The following is a 21,880-nucleotide window of genomic DNA, read 5'->3' on the forward strand; positions in this document are numbered from 1 at the left end:
GGCGGCGTTGCTGAATCGAGATATAAAAGCCAAAAATTTCACTCTCAAACTCTTGCTCTCCGCGCCTCTGCGCCTCCGCGTGAGACGAATTTTCAGCAACGCCCAGCTAGAAAAATCTGTTCAGCAGTCAAATTCAATTCCGGGAAAGTAGGTGATATGATGCGATCGCCACCTTGAAACAGGTTAACTTGATACTCATCGTCTACTAAATAGTAGATAGAAATAGTAGGTTGTTTGGGATTACCTATGTACCGCCTACCACCCAAAGCTAAATAATCTACAATCCAATATTCAGGAACACCGAAAGTTTCATAGTCAACTAACTTTGACGCATAATCATCCCGCCAATTAGTGCTGACTACCTCAATAACCAAAGGAACAGATGCAGCTTGAGTCACCGTTGAGGACTTTTTCCACATTGGTTCTGATGAAAGAAGTTGTTGATTTATCACTACCACATCAGGTGAATAACCAGAATCTTTGTCAGGAATCTTAACTAAAGCTTGCTTGGGTATGATGTAGGGAAGTTTTAATCGTTTAAACTCAAAAGTTACTTCACCAGCCAAAAAACCATTAATCTCTTGATGATCTCCTACTGGCTGCATTTCAATAATTATGCGATCGTGTAGTTCATAGCGTCCGCAGTCTGGCTTGCAATCCAGGAATTCTGCAAAAGTTACGGTTTTTGGTAAAGCTTGAAACATCAGATTTGCTCCTGAGTCTAGTTCAAAGTTTAGCACCCGTGGTAAGTGTAGATATCTGATCGTAAACTTCTACATTCTCTTCCAACGCTAGACGTAAATCGTATTGTGTTTGTAAATTCAACCAAAACTGAGCGCTATTACCAAAATAGCGAGATAAACGCAAAGCCGTATCTGCTGTAATACTGCGTTTTCCAGATATAATTTCACTAATTCGTGTCTGAGCCACACCTATATCTTTGCTCAATCGATAAGAGGTGATATTTAGTGGCTCTAAAAATTCTAGTTGTAAGATTTCCCCAGGATGGATATTGGGTAGACGGTTGTCGTTCATAATTATTGACCTGCATCAGTGGTAATCTACTATTTCAACTAGATAAAAGGCATCCGCAGAATTTGAAGAAATTTTGTATCTATTTTGGTAACAGCAGATGATATTTGTAGGGTGTGTGACGCCACGACAAAACTCTGTACGTAGATTCAAGACAGATAGCGTCACGCACCATTATTTGACTGTGACACAAGCGTAAGTCCTAATATCAAGACGCAAGTCGCTACAAGCTGCGCGAAACACGAAAACGTTGTAGCATAAACTGCTACAGGGAAGACGGAAGTCGCTACAGGCTGCGCGAAACACGGAAACGTCTAAGCGGAAGCCGCTACAGGGAAAGCAAAAGCTGCTACAGGCTGCGCGAAACACGGAAACGTCGTGACGGAAGCCGCTACAGGGAAGACATAAACAGTTCCATAAACGCTAATGAGAATATCCGCCTCTACACAACGATAAAACAAGGAATCCGGAGGATTTGAAGAAATTTTGTATCTATTTCTGTAACAGTGTTAGTTGATTGCAGATGAACGTTATAAACTCATCCTTGGAATCACAAAAAGATTCCTGAAAAATTTCCGACCACAAATAATTCAACCCAAGTAACTTGTAGGTTATTGAGGCTTCAGCATGAACAAAATCACTAAGTTTCAGCACCATTTGTGCTGCTCATTTTCTCGTGTTTCTCGATATGGTTTAACTGGATTAATGGTTGTGATTTTGTTATCTGATGCAGTGGGTGCAAAGGTAGGTAATTTACAGAATTATTCACCAAAGATATCGCCAGAAATTTTATTAGATAAATATCGAGATAATTTACCATCTTTAGCAGATGGGGACGAGCAAGTATTACTGAGAAGCTATCAGAATCAGCAGCAAATATATATCGCACAGCAGCCAGCGTCTAGCCCGTCGATTCCCTTGAATGCAGAGCAGCAAAAGTTGTATCAACAGGGTGTAAAGCTAGTTCAAGAAGCAGAAGAGTTAGAGAAGAAAGAGACTAGAGAAGCATCTGAACAGGCGATAAATAAATATCAGCAAGCTTTGAAAATTGCCCAGAAACTAGGACTGAGAGAAGAGGAAGTTAATATATTAGCCTATATTGCTAATTTATATAATTTTATTGATGACTACAAAACCACCATAGAGTATCTGCAACAAGCATTAAAAATCTCACGCGAACTAAAAAAACCACTGATTGAAGCAACTTTACTGGCTTCTATTGGCATTAATTACAATAACATAAACGAGCCAAAAGAAGGACTTACCTACTTAGAAAAAGCCAAGTCAATATTTTTAGCAAACCAAGAAAATCGTGGTTTAGCTAGCACTTTTAACAGTATTGCTACTATTCACATGAGACTAGGTGATACTAAAAAAGCTTTAAATTATCGAAATGAAGCATTAAAACTCTATCGTGAACCGTTAAAAGATTTGGCAGGAGAAGCCTATACTCTTTGGCGTATAGCTGCGATTTATTCATTATCAAGTGAACCTAAAACAGCTCTTGATTATTACGAACAAGCTTTGAAAATTCAGCGTCAAAGAAATGATTTTAAAGCAGAAGTAGAAATTATTTGTGACATTGCTGCTCTTCAAGATAAATTGGGTAATGCAAAAAATGCAGTGGAATCTTTAAAAGAAGCATTAAAACTACAACAACAGGCAGGTTTTAATTTATCAGATCAAGCTAACACGATTGCTGATATAGGGGAAATTTATGCTGGACAAGCAGATTATCGAACAGCAATTGATTACTATCAACAAGCAGGAAAACTTTTTCAGCAAGCGGGAAACACCCGGATGCTATCTAGGACTTTCGTGATGATTGCTAATGTTCACAGAAATTTTTCAGGTAATTATGAAAAAGCACTGGAATTTGTAGACAAGGCGCTAGAGCTTCAAATTGATGATAAAGATAACTACGCATTTACTCTAGGACAAAAAGCTGATATCTATTTATCACAGGCTAATTATCAAAAGGCACTGGATGAATATAATAAAGCTTTAGAACTTCAACGTTCTATACCAAATTCTAGGGAAGAAGCTCGTATACTTCGTGATATTGCATATGTTTATAGAAATTTAGGAGATTATAAGTTAAGTCTTGAAACTTACAACAAAGCACTAGATATTTATAAGCTTACACCCAATAAAACGGCAGAAATTAGAACCTTAAACTCTATCGCCAGCCTTTACGAATGGCAAGACAAGTACAATGAAGCACTTCAATATTATCAAAAAGTTCTATCTTTATTAAACAAAGATGATTATCAATCTGAAATCCAAGTAATTTGGGGTATGACGGAAACATACACATCATTAAAGGATTATCCCAAAGCATTAGAACTAGCTAATCGTGCATTAAAATTATCTAAAGAAAACTCTTATTATGAGGAATTTTCTGTTTATGCATTAGCAACAGTATATCGTGCAAAAGGGGATTATCAAAAGTCATTAGATATATCTCATGACCTTTTAGCGCATTATCGCAAAGCCAGATTGCGTATTCGAGAAGCTCAAATGTTAGGTGACATGAGCGTAACTTATGAACTACAAAAAAATTACCAACAAGCAATAAATATTCTTAATGAAGAATTGAAAATACGGCGAGAGTTAAAAGAAAGCAAAGCAGAAGCAAATGCACTGTATGGGATTGCTGTAAATCAACGCAAACTAGAAAACCTAGAAGCCGCACTTCCTAACATCAAAGCCGCAATCAACATCGTCGAAAACATCCGCGGTAACGTCCAAAGCGACGAACTACGTACCTCATACTTCGCCACAGTGCAGAATTACTACAAATTCTACATCGACTTATTGATGCAACTGCACAAAAAAGACCCATCAAAAGCATACAACGCCCAAGCACTACACATCAGCGAACGTTCCCGCGCCAGGGTATTAGTCGAACTGTTAAAAGCAGGTAACGTCAATCTTCGTAGAGATGTTGAACCACAACTATTAGCAGAAGAAAGCCGTTTACAAATTAAACTCAAAGTCAAAGAAACCCTTTTATCCAACTTATTAAGTCAAAAAGGCTCATCAACTCAACTCATCAACAAAACCAACCAAGAAATCACTAATATTCTCCAAGAATCACAAAACCTCACCGCCAAAATCCGCGCCAAAAATCCAGAACGTGCAGAATTAACCAACCCACAAGACATCCTCCAATTACCAGGAATTCAACAGCAACTAGATAAAGATACCATCCTGTTGCAATATTCCTTGGGTAAAGAACGCAGCTATTTATGGGTAGTCACTCCTAATTCTCTAGAAAGTTACGAACTTCCTGGACAAGAAGAAATAGTGAAAGTTGCGAAGCAATTTAACAATTTTGTCAAGGAACCACTCATTGAGAACCCAAAACCAGCAGATATCGCCGAAGCTATTGCAAATACAGAAAAAGCTGCAGACGAATTGAGTCAAATTATTCTGAAACCTGTAGCAGGGAAATTAGGAAATAAACGTTTAGTTATCGTTGCAGATGGAATTCTCCATCAAGTATCATTCGCCGCTTTAAATGAACCGATAAAATCACCAACTAATAATGAATATCAACCCTTGGTTGTAAACCATGAAATTGTCAATCTTCCTTCAATATCTAGCCTCGCAACTCATAGAAAGAAGCTCAAAACCCGCAACATTGCGCCTAAAACTTTAGCTGTTCTCGCAAATCCTGTGTTTAGTGCTGAAGATACACGATTGAAGAATGAGCAACCCTCATCTACGGAAACTAACCTCGACCGTTCAGCTTTAGAAACATCTTTGAGAAACATCAAACAAAGTGATTTGATACCACTTCCAGGTACGAAAGCTGAGGGAGAAGCGATTCTTGGCTTGGTGAATTCTCCTCAAGAAAAGCTTTCCGCTTTTGACTTTGACGCTAACTACAACTTCGCAACCAGCAAACAGTTACGCCAATATCGCTATGTGCTATTTGCAACTCACGGGATTTTCAACTCGGTGAACCCAGCTTTATCGGGTATCGTGCTGTCGCTTGTGGATAAACAAGGTAAACCCCAAACCAGAAGCTTTTTAAGACTCAACGATATCTTCAACCTCGACTTACCCGCAGAGTTAATTGTGCTGAGTGCTTGTCAAAGTGGTCTGGGGGAGAATGTCCAAGGTGAAGGGTTGGTGGGGTTGACAAGAGGCTTTATGTATGCAGGTGCAGCTAGAGTTGCTGTGTCTTTGTGGAATGTGAATGATCAATCTACCAAGGAGTTAATGATTGCATTTTACCAACAAATGTTGTCACAAAATACTTCTCCCGCCGCCGCCCTGAATGTCGCCCAGCGCCAAATGTGGCTGCGGAAGGATTCGCAATATCCAGCTTGGAGACATCCCCGTTATTGGGCTGCTTTCACTCTCCAAGGGGAATGGCGGTGAAAACCTAACTTCTTTCCTCCTCTGTGTCTCTGTCTTGAAAAGTTTGCTCAACGGGGGGAACCCCCGCACGCAACTTTTCGCTGCGACTCTGCGTGAAACAAAATCCATCCTATCAATTAACAACGCCAAATGTTCACTTTTAATTCAGGAATTATACCAATGCGTAAACAGTCAATCTACAAACAACTACTTGCTTTTTTTATCGCCGGAATTGTCAGTTTTACAACTTTAGGTGGTTGGATATCAGCCCAAGCACAAACAGGATTTCCCACAAATTTAGTAGGAGATGGTAAACCATTCAAACCTGCTGATATCCAGCAATCAGAAAAACCTTACGAAGGCGGCGATCGCGGTATTCCCGAAGGCATAGATAAGCGTCGGCCTATGCGGAGTAGAAATTATCCTTGGTCAGCGATCGGGCGAGTGCAAGGAACAACAGCCGATGCTAAAAGGTATCATTGCACGGGAACATTAATTGCTGATGATCTAGTTTTGACTAATGCTCACTGTGTAATTGATAGTGACACTCATCAACTTAGTAAAGAACTTCGGTTTATACCAAATGTCATTAATGGCAAACCTGCAAGTCCAGGAGATATTGCCAAAGTAGACAATATTGCAAAAAATGTGTGGTACGGTACAGACTTCAGAAATGGTGGTTTCGATAACGTCAAAAATCAAAGCAATGACTGGGCGTTGATCAGAATTAATCAGCCCCTAGCCCGGAAATATGGTCGTTTAGGATGGAAAGTTGTTCCTAGTTCCACTTTAATTAAACAGAAACAGGGTAAATTATTCTTTGTTGGTTACTCTGGTGACTACCCAGATCCCACCAAAGAAGGCTATCAAACCTATACCGCCGGTCAAGGCTGGACAGCAGGCTATCAAGCTGATTGCAGCATTGTTAGTGAGCAGTCAAACCTTTTGTATCATAATTGCGCCACTGCAGGCGGTGCTTCCGGGGGGCCAATTATTGATTGGATTGACAGAATGCCCTATATTGTCGCCCTGAATAATGGTGAGGTGACAATCCCTAGCACAGGTCAAGATGTTATCAACTTTGCTGTGAAAATTGACTTCTTGGATAAGTTATTTGGTAGAAATTAAACCAGCGATCGCCACGCTATAAAATTGAAATGTAGAGACGCAAACGCATCTCTACAATTTTTTTATCACCATGCAAAATCATCAAAACATTCTCATGACTAATATTTCTTCACCCAATATTTGGGACACTTCTCTTTATCAAGATAAACACGCTTTCGTCTGGCAATATGGCGAAGAGTTACTACAATTACTCAACCCTCAACGAGGAGAATTAATTTTAGATCTCGGTTGCGGTACTGGACAACTCACAGAAAAAATTGCCCAAACTGGCGCTGAAGTAATCGGAATTGATAGCGCACCTGCAATGATTGAGAAAGCCAGACAAAACTATCCGCATCTGCGTTTTGATGTTGCTGATGCGACAAACTTTCAAATAGAACAGACATTAGACGCCGTGTTTTCCAACGCTGTCTTACATTGGGTGAAGGAAGCAGAAAAAGCGATCGCTTGCATACATCAAGCCCTCAAACCCGGAGGTCGTTTTGTGGCAGAATTTGGTGGTAAAGGGAATGTACAAGCGATCGCTCAAGCTTTAACTAGCGCTATAGAAGCGATCGCACCTTCCCCAACCCTGAATCCTTGGTATTTTCCCAGTATTGCAGAATACGCCACCCTCTTAGAACACCAAGGTTTTGATGTGATTTATGCTGTCTTATTTCCACGTCCCACCCCCCTAGCTGATGGCGACGCAGGTATGGCAAACTGGATTCAGATGTTCGCCAGCGCCTTCTTAGCAGAACTTTCTGTTGACCAACAAATACAACTCATCCACAACGTAGAAAATAGCCTCAAACCAACCTTATATCAACAAGGAAATTGGACAGCAGACTACCGCAGAATTCGTATCATTGCTCTCAAAACTTAGATAAACATATTCATGTTTAATAATGACTAATTAAAAGTTCGTAGTCAGGACTTTAGTCCTTCTTTAAAGACTGAATTCTTCTCTACGAACTCAATCAGTTGAAAACCAAAATTACCACTCTTTATTTTTCAACCAATTATGACCAAAAATCAAGCTCTTACTTCCGATACTTCCATATCGTTACTACTAACAATTAGCCTGACCACACTTTTTCTTTTTCCCATCCCATTTTCACTAGCAGAAACCAATTTAGAGCTAGAGTATTCTAAAGCACCTTTGAACATTGATATATTAAAAAATCCGCCAGATTCCTTAATTACAGCTAACACCATTAACAAAAAAAATTTAACCATTCCTGGCTTATGGCGAGTGAAGGAAAACACAGAAAGCAAGCTAGTGGATAACTGGATAGCCTATCCAGCTACGGACATAGAACCACAACGAGTAGACTTGATAGTCAATCAACAAATTTGGAGCTTTTTAGAATATGTAGAACGCTATGACTTCGTTAACCGCTTTGGTGTTGAAGCTCGAAAACACGGTTACAACATTCGAGTATTTAGCAATCAACAAGAACTTTTAGCAACATACACTTGTAACGTGAATAAAAGTGACCCTTTTTTGAATAACAAGGAAATTTTATGTAATATAAAAATTAAACCTCAAGATAAAATAAGTTTGGTTTGCCGTTGGTTTTTAGCTAGTTGTTATTTGCCATCCGTTACTTCCCCGATTTCCAATTCCCCAATCAAGCCTTAATTTTGGTAAACAAAGACTCATACTGCTTGACTGCTGAGGGGGATAACGGCAATAAAAATTCACTTTTATCAAAAACTTCACGATTATTCAACAACAGATTCCTTAATTGTTCTTGAATATCGGATGCAACAATATTTGTAGAAATTGGTGAATTACTTTTAGTTAACAGAGAAATTTGTTTAGCAATATTTGGTTGCCAACAAAAATCAATCCATTGGTATGATAAAGTAGCTTGGCTAACATTAGGTCGCACCCACATATCCGCCCACATCGCTGTTCCCGACTGCGGAATAACTGCAACTAATTGCGGATAACGTCCCAAAACCGGGACTACATCATCAGACCAGCCAACAGTTAACCAAGTATCTCCGATGATTAAAGGTTCTAAATAATTATTGGAACTGTAGAACTTCACCTGTTGGTTTAATTTTTTGAGTTCATTTTCCAACTCTGGTACTTGGTCAAGATTTTCTGTATTGTAAGACTTGCCAAGCTTCTTGAGAGTTAATCCTATCACCTCTCGTGGTTGATTGAGCAGAGAAATGCGCGATCGCACTTCTTCACGCCACAAATCACCCCAATCGTTCGGCGTCCAACCCAATTCCCTAAATTTGTCCCGATTATAAACAATGACCGTACTACCCCAACGATAAGGAGCAGCCCAAACCTTACCTTGCAAATCTAAATTCCCTTGGTCGTTGCGCGTGACTAATTTTTGCCATCTTTCATCCAAAGCAGACCACTGTTTTATTTGCGTCGCTTCCAGTGGTTGAATCAATTTCTGCTCAATCGCCGCTTTCAGCCAATAATCCCCCAAAGTCACCAAATTAGCCGCAGGTGAGTTTTGTCCTTGTCCAAACGGTATAAAACGCCTCCAGTCCTCTTCATCCTTAGCTTTCGACTTCTGCTCCCAACTTTGCAACTGCTTAAATAAATCCTGTATTTGCTCCACAGGTGCAAACTTTAACTGCACCCCTTGCTGCAAACTTTTGTGAAACTGATTCACGACCTGACCAGGAATAGAACCTTTTAATAAGCGGACATCAAACTGCGTCTGGTTTTGACCACCACACCCGACGAGTAGTTGCGAAAGCGCCAACGTACCCGCACCAAGCAAAAAAGACCGTCGCTCCATCTATTTTGGACTTTATATTGAGGATATCCCTATATTAAACATAGGAATACCAATGCCCAATCCTCAATTTTTTACTTCGTCTCCATCCAATTTTCACCCGCACGCACATCCACCACCAACGGTACACTCAACTGCACAGCATTTTCCATAACAGATTTAATCTGTGGTTGTAATTCTTCCCACTCTTGGGGTGGAACTTCAAACACTAATTCATCATGAACTTGTAATAACAACCGTGCCTGATATTTCTGCAAAACCTCATGCAATCTTACCATAGCAATTTTAATAATATCCGCACTAGAACCTTGAATTGGTGCATTAGCAGCAGAGCGTAATAAACCCGCATCATAAGCCCCCAAATTTTTCAATTTACTCAAATCAATTGCATCTGGGTTGTTACCTTTAAAAGAGCGTAAACTGTTGCTAGTAAACTCAAAATAACGCCGACGTCCAAGAATAGTTTCTACATAACCTTGAGCGATCGCTTGTTTTTTTACTCCTTCCAAATACGCAAAAACTTGAGGATAACGTTGATTAAATCGCTTAATAAACTCATTAGCAACAGCTTTATCTATTCCTGTTGAACGCGAAAACTTCAGCGAACCCATCCCATAAATTACACCAAAATTAATCGTTTTTGCCGCTCTTCTTTCATCTGAAGTAATATCTTCTTTTTCAAAAATTAACTTTGCCGTCACAGTATGAATGTCATCATTTTGCTGATACGCTTGCACCAAAATCGGCTCTTGACTCAAATGAGCCAAAATCCGCAACTCAATTTGCGAATAATCAGCAGCCACCATTAACCAACCTGATTCAGGTAAAAAAGCCTTACGAATTTGCCGACTGAAAGCAGTACGAATTGGGATATTCTGTAAATTAGGATTAGAAGAAGATAACCTACCCGTTGATGTTGCTGCTTGATTAAAATCAGTATGCACCCGTTGAGTATCTGGATGCACCAACATTGGTAATGCATCCACATAGGTAGACTTCAACTTAGATAAAGTTCGGTACTCAGTAATCGCCTCAACAAATCCAGTATTATCTACTTCTTGAAGTTTTTCTAACGTCGCTGCATCTGTAGAGTAACCAGTTTGAATTTTCCGGGAATATTTAGTACTTAAACCCAATTTTTCAAACAATATTTGACTCAATTGTTTGGGAGAACCCAAATTAAATTTTTCCCCAGCTATTTTTGTTGCTGTTTGTTCCCACTTAGCCAAATCTGTTTCTAGCTGTTTTGAAAGCTCTTGCAGATAAGCCGAATTAATCCGGACACCCGTATATTCGATTTCCGCTAAAACTGCTTCTAGTGGCTGTTCCACCTCAACCAATAATTTAGATAAACTAGGAAATTTCTCCAATTCCTCACGCAATTTTTTTACCAAACCAAATGTAGAATAAACATCCATTCCGCAGTAATCCGCTACAGCCGGAATATCTATATCAGCAATAGTCTTACCTTTAGGAACTAACTCTAAATAACTTTTCGCCATCAAACCCAGATAACGCCGTGCTAAATCACTCAAGTTATGACTAGCATCTGGATTTAAAATATAACTAGCCAACATAGTATCAAATACCACGCCTAGTAAGTTAATTCCTTGACAGCGGAACACTAAACGATCAAACTTAGCATTCTGCAAAGCTTTAGGATAATCAGCACTTTCCAGAATTGGACGTAAAGCTTCTAGCACCAAATTTTGATTTAAATTTTCTCCAGTTTTATGATTAAGAGGAATGTAAGCCATTTCATCAGATTCTGTCCCCCAACAGCAACCAATCCCAACTAAAGTAGCGTTTCTGGGTTCTAAATCTGTAGTTTCCGTATCCCAAGCAACAGGTGTTTCTGAATGAGTGAATTTCCGTAACAACTGAATCAACTCGCTGAGTTCAGTTTCCGTATTGATAATGCGTGGTTGAATTGGTGAAACAGCTTGCTTTTGCACAGCGGCTGTATCAGCAGCACTGAAAAACCACAAATCATTATCTTCATTTGTGTCTAATTGTTCTTCTGATTTAACTGCTGGTGTTGCTTCAATTTGTCCACCAAATCGTTGTTGCAACTCGTCAATTTTACCCAAAAAACGATTAAATTCTAATTTTTCTAAAATTGGTGTCAGAATGTCTCGATCAAATCCTGTTAATTTGCAAGCTTCTAAATCAACTTCTAGAGAAACATCTAAAACTATAGTTGCTAAATAACGAGACTTCTCAGCATCTTCTTTACCTTCAACCAGTTTTTTCTGTGTCGCACCTTTAATTTCATCTAATGCAGCATAAATTTTGTCAAGAGAACCATAAGTTTTGAGTAGCTGCACTGCTGTTTTTTCACCAATTCCCTTCACCCCAGGAATATTATCTGATTTATCACCACACAGAGCTTTAAAATCTATAACTTGTGAAGGTAAAACCCCTAGTTTCCCTTCAACTTGTTCCGGTCCAAATTCTGTGATGCTGGTTGTAGAGCGCTTCCAAGCATCTGGACTAAAATTCAGAACGGTAATTCGTTTATCAATATCGATCAATTGAAATAAATCGCGATCGCCTGTCAAAATTTTTACACCATACCCAGCCGCAGTAGCTTTTTGTGCTAACGTCCCCAGCACATCATCTGCCTCGTAACCAGGGGCAGTGAAAACTGGTAAATTAAAACCTGCGAGTAACTCGTGCAAATTCTTTAAGTCGGGAACAAAATCTTCTGGTGTTCCTGGGCGGTCGGCTTTGTATGTATCATCAGCTTCATGGCGGAAAGTAGGTAAGCCCAAATCAAAAGCCACAGCCATTGCTTGCGGTTGCTCTGTAGCCATTACTTCCAGCAGAGACTTGATAAAGCCAAAACACACACTTGTGGGAATACCAGTCTTTGTCCGCAATCCACCGTCTTTACCTTTGGCGAAAGCGAAGTACGACCGAAAAGCCAATGAGTGTCCATCGACGAGGATGAACGTGGGGGGTGTTGTGGTTGGAGAAGATGAAGTTTGAGGCATAGCCTTATTTTAGCTACTTGCTTCTGCTCTCGGCACATGCACCGTTACCAAACTTATGAGACAGTCCACCACCAATTTACTCATTAAAAAAATACCCAACTTCTCTAAGAAGTTGGGCATCTATAGGTTTCAAAATCCACAAATTTTTGCTCTGCTTTATGCAGCTTTATTTCTGCGTTGACGTTTGCTCATCATACCTAACACAGCCAAAGCACTCAACCCGGCTACAGCTCCCGGTTCAGGTACTGTTTCCAGTTGCAAATTTGCACCATCACCAGTGCTAAACTTACTATTGCTATTACCATATTTTTTTCCAGGATTCCCCAATTGCACTATAAAAGATTGCACATCTTTCAGCATTAATGACTGCCGATTTCCGTCTTTTCCTCCAGTTAGGAGTTCTTTAATTGATATGGTTTTTCCAAGACCATTTACATAGCTCAAAATACCTGTGTAATTTGATTCTTCCACATCAAAAAAACTAAACTCTAAACCAGCTAAAGGTTTATTAAAATCAAATTGGAATCTCCCAACTTCCAAGCGACCATTCTCAACAGCTTTCCCTGGAGTAATTGTTGTTGCCTGAGTAGTCTTTTTGGTAGTAATCTCTTGTACTAGTTTGGAATTTTTCAAGCTGGTAACTGTTATCGTCTCGCTGCTGGTTGTTGTGATTGTTTTTGTACCGTTAGAGCTTGTAGTTGTTTCTGTTGTAGAAGGCAGTGTAGCAGTTACAGTGCCAACAACCGCTCCTGGAGGAGCAATAAGGTTACTCCTTTTTGAAGAAGTTGTTCTCGGTGCGCCGATTTTTTCTGTAGCCGCTTCATAAGCTACTGGACGTAGCCAATATTCCTGGAAAGCATTAGGATTGGTACCTTCGTCATCAGCAGAAAACTTAATTCCAAATGCAGAGTAGTCGTTAGCTGTACCTCGTTTGTCTGAAAATAAGCGGCTGACAGAAAATTTGGAATCATAATTCAAGCTGGTTACTTTATAACCAATTGCACCTAAGCTTGTATCGATACATTTGGGATTTGTCTCACTTAAACATGCCAAATTAGTGAGTTTAATTTCTCCTTCTTGTTGAGGAACTAAATTAACAGCATGAGCAGCAGAAGTAGCAGACAAAACACTCAAACCTATGGTAGATGCAGCGATAACTTTGGAAAAAGATTTCAATGTCAACATAAAATTGTTTTATTCAAAGTGCAGTTTGTATTTCACTGTTGTTGCCATATCATCAAGATATCCTCCGAATAACTTTAACGACAAGCCGAAAATTATGTTTTAGGCAATTCTTCAAAATTATCAGTTTTGTTAAGTGTTTTTCACAAAATTATTTGGGAATAAAACAATTAATAGCAAAGCAGTATGCAGATTTTTATCTATAAAATCAATGTAGAATATTAACTAATTTTTAGAACTTCAGTGTCTTTACTTACTTTGTTATACATTAAGGTAAATTCATCATGATTATTGAGATAAGTAAAATTGCAGATATGGCAAATTTTTTAGCAAATAAGTTTAAAGTCTATGCGATCGCGTCTGGTAAAATAGGCAAATAGTTTCCAGATAACCATTTCCTTCGTTGCCTACTAAAGCTTCCTCAGTAAGTCTGCGACAATGAACTCAACTATATTACAAAACGTAAATATATCTGAAACCTTGATGAATCAAGCCACTGACCTTTTGAGAGCTACTCCGTTGAACGAGTCATCAGGCTTATTCATATAATATATATGGGAAAACCCTCGTAGAAATGTTGCCTTGTTTCTATGGGGTTTTTAGTAAAATATTATTAATTTCCGAGTATGTTTAATGCATTCTACTGAAGAAAACAGTGGTGTGGAAACTTTTAATGCTGCTTTAGTTAGCAAATAATATTGAAGCCAAGGATTCGCCAAGGTGCAGCTACCTGAGAGTAAGACAACACTACAACAATGAAAAATTCTTTAGAGTAACTGTATTCTATAAACCCAGCGGTTTACTAAATATCAGAAAGAGCACCGACGACTGGCCGTGTTTCGTCTCGGTGCTCTTGCTGGTTCGCTCCTCACACACCTGATAATATACCTGAGGTGGTTGATTGAGTCAATACCTGTGATAAAAGTTTTTATTTTTATCCTAAAAAAAACATAAATCAACGGCAGACTAATATTAAGTAACATTTTGCACGTACTATTTCAGGAAAATTTTCACCAAAAAGTTGCACTACATCCTATTCAAAATTTATTTCCTTATACCATTTTGAAAAAAGAATGCCACAGATCAATTGTAGGGGCGTACCGCTTTTAGCGTTCCCGCAGGGTAGGGTTGTTCGCCCTGATAAACCATTCATCTGTTGCAAAGATTATTTGAATTGGTATTATATGTTTTGATAAATCTAGCTACCTAGACGGCTAATAAACAAAAAGTAATTTTTTTAAAAAGTTCTCAAAAATGAAAGTGTGCGGAATTTTTACAAAAATCAAATAGGAGTCCTGAAGTTTATAATTCCCAACAAGCAAAAAGTCCCAGCTTCTCTTCCAGCAAAAATTTTAAAACAGACTGAGTAGCCATCACCAGTCCCAGCCTAGCTTGTGCTAACTCTGGTGAAGTAATTCTCACTTCACCCCAAATCCGACAATTACGCCAGAAATTTTCAAAAGCTTGGCTTAAATCTTGAGCTGTTTTTTTCCAATTAACCAAAATCTCCGCAGCCTTGCTTTCAACTAAATCGTCTACTACTTCTACTAAACGACTAATCAAGCGAGTTTCTGCTGCGTGGTTGAGGTGAAGTTTCAGATCAGAATTAAGCCAGGGTATGGGGTTGGGGAAAATGACATGCCAAACAGATGGACTAGTAGTCGGTAGGGGCTCTTGAAGCTTAATCAATCTTTCTCTATGAGCCAGCAACAGCAGCGAACAACAGCGCGCATGAGCGTATTGAACAGAAAATAGATCAGCGCCATCATCGGCTGTGGATTTGCGATTAAAGATGTTTTTTCTTTCGTCCTCCCCCCCTCGATTACCAACTGCAACATTTTGTAACCAAGTCGCTAGTGCAAAGTCAGTTAATTGGAAATGAATCCAACCGGGAGGAACTATTTTAACGCTGAAAACGTCGCCGCAGGTTGCTAACAGGCGGGAAGCGATCGCATTAGCTATCTCCATCGGTTGTTGATTCTGAGATTTTGACAGCCACAAAGCCATACCTGAGATATATAAAATTTTTTTATCATCTCTACCTTTATGTAGAGGAATTTTTGAATTGTTTGTGCGTCCACTCTTCTCAGTGGTGGTATAAATACTCAAAGTTTCTTGCAAATAGCTGCTTATTAGCTGTTTAATTGCTGTGTATTTGCTAACTTGTAACTTATGATGTACGTAATCTTGGTAAAATAAGCCCGTGTTCCAAATATCTTGATTTTCTGTCATCTATCTTTAGATAGAACTTTATTTTAGATAAAGAAAAATGAGAGTAGCATAAAATTTGATGAATAATCGATGAACAGTGGGTAAACTTTACTACCATCATTGTACAGTAAGAAGTATAACAAAAGAGTAGAGATCAAATTTGCTTTCTACTCTTTGGATGGCTGGCGCTGTGAGGCGTTAAGCCTACCCGCCAACACAAAGACACTCCTTGCACCCTTTTATGACGTCTTTGTCTTCAGCCGAACGCTCTTTGTTACCTATGCAATCTCCATCCTCCTTTTCAGAGGCATCACGGCCTTTCTTAACTTGGCAACGAATTCTTGATTGGGCTCAAGAACACTACCGCTGCCGCACCTTTAGCAAAGATGAACGCATTCCAGCCCGGCCTGGATTGCTGTATTTGGTGCAAAGGGGTGCGATCCGCATGGTAGGAACCGCCCAAGTTAGTGCTACAGCCAGTCAGCTCACGTCCCGCCGAATTAACAGAACCCCAGAAGAAGCTTTCTTGGGTTTCGTGGGAGCGGGACAGCCTTTTGAAATTGTTGCCCAGTCACCATTCACCCTCCAGGCTTACGCTCACGTTGACCAAACTGCGGTGTTATGGATGTACTGGCACGATTTAGATAACTGGCCTCACTTCCGCCGGGAAGTTATGGACGCTTTTAGATACCAGCACCAGCGTAAACTGCTCTGGCTAAGTGCTTTAGGACAACGGCGCACCATTGACCGACTCTTAGGATTCCTCACCTTGTTGATTGAGGAATATGGCGAGCCGGCAATGAGCGAAACCGATCCCGATGTGATTCGCGGCTATTGTTTGCCATTCCCCCTCACCCATGCCCAAATCGGTAGCGCTATTGGTTCGACTCGCGTCACCGTCACCCGCTTAATGGGCAAATTGCGCCAACGTGGCTTGATCCTCACCCAAGGGGATAATCTAATTTGCTTGCCAGCAGAATCGATTAATCGAGCCAGCTAAAGCGCAGTTTGCAAATCTGCCACCGGCAGCAGGTGTCAGCGAATCTTGACAAACCCGGCTTGGTTTATCAGTTCCTGTCCCTGCTCACTCAAAAGTAAGTTGGCATAAGCAACACCTGCTTGCTGCTCAATTTGACCAGTCTGTTTGACCACCACAAACAGATTGCGAGTAATTGGGTAGCGGCCCGATTGAAAAGCCTCAATGTTCAATTTGTTTCGTTTACCAGGACATTCAGACGGGAGGACAAATGGTTCTTGGTATGGAGCAACATATTGTCCTTGCGTCCGCCCCAAGGGCAAGGACTTGATTGAACATTGAGGAACCACCTCTGGAGCAGAAGCGTAATAGATCCCCCCAGGACTAGTAGCTAATTTTTGTAAGGCTTGGGTGGTTGTGGAGACGAACTCTACTTGCGCTCCGAAGGGTTGACTACCCAAAATATCTTGGACGAACAATTCCACCGTCCCACCATCAGCAATGCGGCGAGAATAAGCCTTAACTGGCAGATTCGGGCCACCTACCTGACTCCAGTTATTAATTTTACCAATATAAATAGATTTAAGTTGCTCTATCGTTAGACCTGGGATCTTCAAGTTGGGATTAACTGCTACTGCTAATCCATCAATTGCTACAGGAATTTGTTCGAGACTAAATCCACGCTGTTGAGCGCGGCTGAGTTCTTGGTCTAGAACTGGCCGAGAGGACTGAGTAAAAGTTAGTTGACCGTCGATTAATGACTGTATACCAGTACCAGAACCAGGAACTGCATTGTTAGGCTCTACATAACGCAGCCGAAATTCTGGTCGCGCCACTTCAATTGCTGGGTCTACTGCTAATCGAATCGGTGCCCAAGACGTGCTGCCACCATAATTAAATAATCCTGTGGGCACATTTTCCACAGAAGCGAAAGTTTTACCGCTGGCTTGTGTTGATGAAGTCTGCGGGGATTTTGTATTACCAGCGCTAATTTTATTTAAGTCAATACCAGATTTTCTGGTAAACCACCAAAAGCCGCCACCTATTAGCCCGACTGTGACTAGCAAGGTTAAAACAAGAATAGGTATTTCGTTTTTTTGGGACATAAGTACACAAGCCCGCACGTCGTCTAAATTTCAGTATTTGTTTTAGAGTGAGTGTCTGTTTAGCGAATTCTCACAAATCCGGCTTGGGTGATTAATTTCTGCCCTTGCTCTGTCAGCAAGAAATTAGCGTAGCTTTCTCCAGCTTGTTGGTCGATTTGTCCATTTTGTTTGACAACAACAAATAACCGCCTTGTAATGGGGTAATCACCAGTCTGGAATGCAGTAGTATTTAGTTGGTTGCGCTGCGATGGACAACTTTGCAGAGAAACAAAAGGTTCTTGATAAGGGGGAATCAGTTGTTCGGATTTACGCCCCAGGGGTAAGGGCTTAACGGTACATTGTCCAACTACCTCTGGGGCTGAAGCGTAGTATATTCCCCCTGTATCCTTTGCTACTTCTCTCAAGGCTAGAGTTGTGGTGGGAATAAATTTTACATTGTCGCCAAACTTTTCTTTCTCCAAGATGTTTTCATGAAAAAATTCGATTGTTCCGCCATCTTCTAGACGCCGAGAGTAGGCTGTGATGGGCAGATTGGGGCCATTTACTTGTTCCCAGTTGGTTATTTTACCTGTGTAGATGTCTTTAAGTTGGGCGAGGGTTAGACCGGTAATTTTGAGATCCGGATGTACTGCTACTGCTATTCCATCAATCGCTACGGGTATCTCTTTGAGCGCAAAACCCCGCTGCTGGGCTTTCTGGTATTCCTCATCTTTGATGGCGCGGGATGACTGAGAAAAAACTAACTGGTTATTCAATAACATCTTGATTCCAGTACCAGAACCTGGAGCACCTGTGGTGGGATCTGTGTAACGTAATTGAAACTTGGGCCACAGCTTTTGAAGCTCTGAATCTACTTCTTTGCGAATTGGTGCCCAAGTTGTGCTACCCCCGTAACTAAATAATCCTGAGGGAACGTCAGTGACTTGGGTAGAGGAGTCGTTGCTTACTTGTGTAGCTGGGCGAGATTGATTGTTAGTAAAACCATCAATCACATTGGGGTTTTTGGCTAGCCACCAAAATAAGGCGCTGACTAAGCCTAGTGTAATCCCCAAAGTTAACAACAAAACCCCAATTTCATTGGTTTTATTTTGTGACGACATAATTGTTTTTTGAGCATTCTTTATGAGCACAATGTCTCATTTTTGAGTTTTTATTTTGGTTAAGCTGAGATTAAGCCTGAGCTTGGATAATGGTTAATATTCTGAATGAAAGGGAACAGGGAACAGGGAACAGGGAACAGGGAATAGGGAAAACTAAGCCGCCCACGAGGGGACGGGGTTTCAACCTACCCTGTGAGATGAGGATTTTTTCGCCCACAAGGGACGAGGCTTTAAACCTTTACTTCTTTTCGTAAAAACTAATAATTACAATTATAAATAATCACTACTCCTGCTGGTGAAAACTTACTGGAAACTTCTGATTTCACTGCAGGGAGTTTATTTTTGTGATTTATTTCTTAAAGTTAAGAAAAGTGTCAATTAAGGGGAAATGTTACTTAGTTGTGTTATGAATTTTGAGCTAAGTATAGTAACTCATAAAATCAAAGAAAGCAGTCTATAAATTAGGCGAAATAAAGCTGTCAGTGCCATAGCTAATAATGCGGCTGCTAACGCGAGGACGATGACTTGCTGAATTTGGAGTCCACCACGTAACAAGGGTATAAAAAAGATAAGAGGAAAAGTAATTACAGGAATAATTAATAAATCCTTGCCTTCAATCCACCGCCGTGTTTGAGCAAAAATCAGCACTCCCAAAATTAGGGCACAGAGACTAAGTGTGATGATGGGGTGACGGAGGAAACTGAAAAGAGCGATCGCTATCAATGCACCTTCAAATCCACTAAAGGCAGCCCCACCTAATAATTCTAATGTGGAAAATGCACGTATGGTTGATGATCTGCGGGTGACAACAGGATGAGTTGTTGGTGTTGCTGGTGTTGCTGTTGTGACTGGAGGTTTGGGCAGTATTGTTGGCGGAATAACTTTTGGTTGTTGGCTGACCAGTAAGACATCTAAGACTTCTTGGGCTGACTGAAAACGTTGATTGGCGGCGGGGAGGAGCATTTTATCTAAAATCTCAGCTAGATAAGGGCTGATATTCACTTGCGATCGCCATTGCCATTGATTACTATAAGCATCAAATAAATCCCCTGCTTCTTTACCTGTCAGTAATGTGATCGCCGTCACAGCCAAAGCATACAAGTCTGTGGATGGAAAGACTTGACGCCCAGCCATTTGTTCAGGAGGCGCAAATCCCATAGAAAATATACCTGTAGAAGCACCAGTAGCGCTCGCAGGAGCGGTGGTGACTTGCTTAACTGCACCAAAGTCTAGCAAGAAGATTTTGCCGTCACGACGACGCATAATGTTAGATGGTTTGATATCTCGATGGATGATACCTTTGTGATGAACAAACTTGAGTACTTGGAGAATTTCTTGCAATACTTCCAAAATTTCTGTTTCTGAAAAGCTACCTTTTTGAACTAATTCTTCTTCAAGATTTTGTCCATCAATATATTCTTGAACCAAGTAAAAAAACTGGTCTTCTTGCCCTGGTTGTAAACTTTGGACTGTAACTGGAAAGAAGGCAAATAGGTCAGGTATTTGTTCATGTTCATTACCTAATTGCGCTAAAACATCTGCCTCTCTTTCAAATAACTGTTGTGCTAGTTGTAGTTGAGTTGCTGTTAAATTGCCGGCGGGTTGAAATTGTTTAACTACGCATTGACGCATTCCCGGTATTCGGCGATCGCGTGCTAAAAATGCCGCGCCAAAACCTCCCCTTCCTAACAGCTTAATTGGTACATATCGACCATCTAGCATGAGTGGCATTCCACAACTGATGCAGTATTTTTGCTGAGTTGTTTTCAGCGTCGTGTCATTATCTAAATCTGCAAAATGATTTTGTGGGCGCGGACAGCGTGGACGAGTGCAATAAACTTCCATTTTTTTGGTTTGTCCTTGGTCAGTTCTCGAAGCCGAAAGCCCTTGACTAAATAACTCATTACTAGTGAGTGGAACAGCACCACGCTTTCACTGACTAAGGACTTTAAAAGAATATTAGCTGTTGTCAGCGGAGTTCGGTGTTACTGCATCTAAGGTACTGACCACTAAATTTTTTTGTGCCAATTTTAACACATTTTGGTTCCACCCGGGGGTGGCAAACTGGGGTAAAATTTCTTGGCTGAAAGCTTCTGCAGCCTTGGAGCGGTAACGGTTGGGATTGAAAATCAGCCATAGTGTCCGCTTGACAACAACACCTTCAATGACGGCACAATGCAGCACGCCCATCTGTAACTCCTTGGCAATAGCGGAGGTAGAAACAAAGGCGGCGCCTAAACCAGATTGCACAGCATTTTTAATTGCTTCAATAGAATTCAATTCCATTTCCACTTTAAACCGTCTAGTATCAATCTCACAGCGTGCTAGCACTTGGTCAATTACCTTGCGGATAGTGGACTGGGAATCGAGGGCGATGAACTGGAGTTTATAAAGGTCTTCTTTTTGGATGGTTTCGAGTTTAGCAAAAGGATGAAACACAGGTAAAATCAGTGCTAGTTCATCTTCGGCATAGGAAATTATTTCCAAAGATTCCGCTAATTCGCCGGGAATCTCACCACCAATGATTGCGAGATCCACTTGTCCGTTAGCGACACTCCAAGCAGTGCGGCGAGTCGAGTGGACATGTAATTGCACTGCGACATCGGGGTATTTTTGGCGAAACAACCCAATCATGCGCGGCAAAAGATAAGTGCCGGTGGTTTGAGAAGCACCGACAATTAAAGTTCCGCCTTGAAGATTTTGCAAATCCTCAATAGCGCGGCAGGTTTCCTGACACAGACTGAGAATTTTTTCACCGTAGTTCAGAAGTAGATGCCCGGCTTCGGTTAATTGGGCGCGACGTCCACCACGGTCAAATAAAGGGACATCCAGCTGCCGTTCGAGATTTTGAACCTGTAAACTAACAGCTGGTTGGGAGACATAGAGACTATCAGCGGCCCGCTTGAAGCTCCCTTCTACGGCGATCGCTTTGAGAATACGTAACTGATCTAAAGTGAAAGGAAGGTCAGACATAAGGCTCAACCTACAAACTTTGAAAGGAGCAACTTTGGCAATAAATTCA

At 40.7% G+C, this 21,880-nt stretch carries 15 protein-coding genes; 5 read left to right on the forward strand and 10 right to left on the reverse strand.

The window, feature by feature from the left end:
- Nucleotides 1-92: 92 nt before the first annotated feature.
- Together MIC7126_RS0119905 and MIC7126_RS0119910 are read right to left on the reverse strand one after the other, a co-directional pair.
- Complete coding sequence (locus MIC7126_RS0119905) at nt 93-704, reverse strand: Uma2 family endonuclease (protein WP_017654916.1); 612 nt, start codon at nt 702-704, stop codon at nt 93-95.
- 22 nt (nt 705-726) lie between these two features.
- Nucleotides 727-1,035 (reverse strand): HigA family addiction module antitoxin, encoded by a 309-nt coding sequence (locus MIC7126_RS0119910; RefSeq protein WP_017654917.1) that lies wholly within the window; start codon nt 1,033-1,035, stop codon nt 727-729.
- 624 nt (nt 1,036-1,659) lie between these two features.
- Here MIC7126_RS0119910 and MIC7126_RS0119920 point away from each other — a divergent pair.
- From MIC7126_RS0119920 to MIC7126_RS27985, 4 genes are all read left to right on the forward strand, one after another.
- Nucleotides 1,660-5,424 carry a CHAT domain-containing tetratricopeptide repeat protein gene (locus tag MIC7126_RS0119920; RefSeq protein ID WP_040629849.1) on the forward strand — a complete coding sequence of 1,255 codons (3,765 nt, stop codon included), beginning with the start codon at nt 1,660-1,662 and terminating at the stop codon, nt 5,422-5,424.
- 159 nt (nt 5,425-5,583) lie between these two features.
- Nucleotides 5,584-6,531, forward strand: a complete 948-nt coding sequence (locus MIC7126_RS0119925) for a trypsin-like serine peptidase (protein ID WP_017654920.1) — start codon at nt 5,584-5,586, stop codon at nt 6,529-6,531.
- A gap of 94 nt (nt 6,532-6,625) precedes the next feature.
- Nucleotides 6,626-7,396, forward strand: coding sequence for a class I SAM-dependent methyltransferase (locus MIC7126_RS0119930; protein ID WP_026100399.1), 771 nt, complete (start codon nt 6,626-6,628; stop codon nt 7,394-7,396).
- A 138-nt stretch (nt 7,397-7,534) separates the two neighbouring features.
- Nucleotides 7,535-8,155, forward strand: coding sequence for a hypothetical protein (locus MIC7126_RS27985; protein ID WP_017654922.1), 621 nt, complete (start codon nt 7,535-7,537; stop codon nt 8,153-8,155).
- On the opposite strand, the gene MIC7126_RS0119940 is transcribed toward MIC7126_RS27985, so the two are convergent.
- From MIC7126_RS0119940 to MIC7126_RS0119960, 4 genes are all read right to left on the reverse strand, one after another.
- Entirely contained in the window at nt 8,145-9,290 is a 1,146-nt protein-coding gene (locus tag MIC7126_RS0119940) for an extracellular solute-binding protein (RefSeq protein WP_017654923.1), read from the reverse strand. The two genes, MIC7126_RS27985 and MIC7126_RS0119940, sit on opposite strands and share 11 nt — an antisense overlap.
- A 71-nt stretch (nt 9,291-9,361) precedes the next feature.
- Nucleotides 9,362-12,283, reverse strand: coding sequence for a DNA polymerase I (gene polA, locus MIC7126_RS0119945; RefSeq protein ID WP_017654924.1), 2,922 nt, complete (start codon nt 12,281-12,283; stop codon nt 9,362-9,364).
- Nucleotides 12,284-12,439: 156 nt separating this feature from the next.
- Nucleotides 12,440-13,468: an LEVG family PEP-CTERM protein gene (locus MIC7126_RS0119950; protein WP_017654925.1), complete on the reverse strand. Its 1,029-nt coding sequence runs from the start codon at nt 13,466-13,468 to the stop codon at nt 12,440-12,442.
- 1,299 nt (nt 13,469-14,767) lie between these two features.
- Complete coding sequence (locus MIC7126_RS0119960; protein WP_017654927.1) at nt 14,768-15,697, reverse strand: DALR anticodon-binding domain-containing protein; 930 nt, start codon at nt 15,695-15,697, stop codon at nt 14,768-14,770.
- Between the two features lie 220 nt (nt 15,698-15,917).
- On the opposite strand from MIC7126_RS0119960, the gene MIC7126_RS0119965 reads away from it, so the two are divergent.
- Nucleotides 15,918-16,676, forward strand: a complete 759-nt coding sequence (locus tag MIC7126_RS0119965) for a Crp/Fnr family transcriptional regulator (protein WP_017654928.1) — start codon at nt 15,918-15,920, stop codon at nt 16,674-16,676.
- Between the two features lie 35 nt (nt 16,677-16,711).
- Here MIC7126_RS0119965 and MIC7126_RS0119970 read toward each other — a convergent pair whose 3' ends face one another.
- The 4 genes from MIC7126_RS0119970 to MIC7126_RS0119985 all read right to left on the reverse strand — a co-directional run bounded on the left by MIC7126_RS0119970 (nt 16,712) and on the right by MIC7126_RS0119985 (nt 21,831).
- Nucleotides 16,712-17,758, reverse strand: coding sequence for a PstS family phosphate ABC transporter substrate-binding protein (locus MIC7126_RS0119970; protein ID WP_017654929.1), 1,047 nt, complete (start codon nt 17,756-17,758; stop codon nt 16,712-16,714).
- Between the two features lie 59 nt (nt 17,759-17,817).
- The gene (locus MIC7126_RS0119975; RefSeq protein ID WP_017654930.1) at nt 17,818-18,858 is read right to left on the reverse strand and encodes a PstS family phosphate ABC transporter substrate-binding protein; all 1,041 of its coding nucleotides are present in this window, start codon (nt 18,856-18,858) and stop codon (nt 17,818-17,820) included.
- A gap of 432 nt (nt 18,859-19,290) precedes the next feature.
- The gene (locus tag MIC7126_RS0119980) at nt 19,291-20,703 is read right to left on the reverse strand and encodes a serine/threonine-protein kinase (RefSeq protein ID WP_017654931.1); all 1,413 of its coding nucleotides are present in this window, start codon (nt 20,701-20,703) and stop codon (nt 19,291-19,293) included.
- 114 nt (nt 20,704-20,817) lie between these two features.
- Nucleotides 20,818-21,831, reverse strand: coding sequence for a LysR family transcriptional regulator (locus MIC7126_RS0119985; protein WP_017654932.1), 1,014 nt, complete (start codon nt 21,829-21,831; stop codon nt 20,818-20,820).
- Between the last annotated feature and the right edge of the window lie 49 nt (nt 21,832-21,880).

This window comes from Fortiea contorta PCC 7126 (assembly GCF_000332295.1).
Lineage (GTDB): Bacteria > Cyanobacteriota > Cyanobacteriia > Cyanobacteriales > Nostocaceae > Fortiea > Fortiea contorta.

What these genes read in the sequence shown, in the direction of transcription:
- MIC7126_RS0119905 (WP_017654916.1), bottom strand. Translation starts at nt 704, where the DNA reads ATGTTTCAAGCTTTACCAAAAACCGTAACTTTTGCAGAATTCCTGGAT.
- MIC7126_RS0119910 (WP_017654917.1), bottom strand. Translation starts at nt 1,035, where the DNA reads ATGAACGACAACCGTCTACCCAATATCCATCCTGGGGAAATCTTACAA.
- MIC7126_RS0119920 (WP_040629849.1), top strand. Translation starts at nt 1,660, where the DNA reads ATGAACAAAATCACTAAGTTTCAGCACCATTTGTGCTGCTCATTTTCT.
- MIC7126_RS0119925 (WP_017654920.1), top strand. Translation starts at nt 5,584, where the DNA reads ATGCGTAAACAGTCAATCTACAAACAACTACTTGCTTTTTTTATCGCC.
- MIC7126_RS0119930 (WP_026100399.1), top strand. Translation starts at nt 6,626, where the DNA reads ATGACTAATATTTCTTCACCCAATATTTGGGACACTTCTCTTTATCAA.
- MIC7126_RS27985 (WP_017654922.1), top strand. Translation starts at nt 7,535, where the DNA reads ATGACCAAAAATCAAGCTCTTACTTCCGATACTTCCATATCGTTACTA.
- MIC7126_RS0119940 (WP_017654923.1), bottom strand. Translation starts at nt 9,290, where the DNA reads ATGGAGCGACGGTCTTTTTTGCTTGGTGCGGGTACGTTGGCGCTTTCG.
- polA (WP_017654924.1), bottom strand. Translation starts at nt 12,283, where the DNA reads ATGCCTCAAACTTCATCTTCTCCAACCACAACACCCCCCACGTTCATC.
- MIC7126_RS0119950 (WP_017654925.1), bottom strand. Translation starts at nt 13,468, where the DNA reads ATGTTGACATTGAAATCTTTTTCCAAAGTTATCGCTGCATCTACCATA.
- MIC7126_RS0119960 (WP_017654927.1), bottom strand. Translation starts at nt 15,697, where the DNA reads ATGACAGAAAATCAAGATATTTGGAACACGGGCTTATTTTACCAAGAT.
- MIC7126_RS0119965 (WP_017654928.1), top strand. Translation starts at nt 15,918, where the DNA reads ATGACGTCTTTGTCTTCAGCCGAACGCTCTTTGTTACCTATGCAATCT.
- MIC7126_RS0119970 (WP_017654929.1), bottom strand. Translation starts at nt 17,758, where the DNA reads ATGTCCCAAAAAAACGAAATACCTATTCTTGTTTTAACCTTGCTAGTC.
- MIC7126_RS0119975 (WP_017654930.1), bottom strand. Translation starts at nt 18,858, where the DNA reads ATGTCGTCACAAAATAAAACCAATGAAATTGGGGTTTTGTTGTTAACT.
- MIC7126_RS0119980 (WP_017654931.1), bottom strand. Translation starts at nt 20,703, where the DNA reads ATGGAAGTTTATTGCACTCGTCCACGCTGTCCGCGCCCACAAAATCAT.
- MIC7126_RS0119985 (WP_017654932.1), bottom strand. Translation starts at nt 21,831, where the DNA reads ATGTCTGACCTTCCTTTCACTTTAGATCAGTTACGTATTCTCAAAGCG.